Annotated in this window: 1 pseudogene; it reads right to left on the bottom strand. The window is 72.9% G+C overall.

Going from position 1 to position 292, the window contains the following annotated elements:
• Nucleotides 1–292: pseudogene (locus FJ658_RS15650) on the bottom strand (heavy metal translocating P-type ATPase); the annotation flags it as partial.

The raw sequence follows: 292 nt of genomic DNA, 5'->3' as shown, positions 1-292 counted from the left end.
GCAGCAGCGCGCCGAGCGTGGCAGGGATCACCCCGAAGCTCGCCACCACCATGAGCCCGATCGACACGGCGATGCCGACCCAGATGCTCTGCAGCGCCACCGCGACCGTCCGTCGTCCGATCTCGACGGCGTCCGCGACCCGCCCGATGTCGTCGACGAGCACGACGACGTCGGCAGACTCGCTCGCCGCGGTGGCGCCCTTCGCGCCCATCGCGACGCCCACCTCGGCGGAGGCGAGCACCGGGGCGTCGTTGACCCCGTCGCCCACCATGATGACGGGGCGCTCGGCGAT

It is taken from the genome of Schumannella sp. 10F1B-5-1, assembly GCF_006517535.1.
Taxonomy (GTDB): Bacteria; Actinomycetota; Actinomycetes; order Actinomycetales; family Microbacteriaceae; genus Schumannella.
The sequence above is the reverse complement of the archived record's forward strand: the minus strand, read 5'-3'. Positions and strand labels throughout refer to the sequence as shown.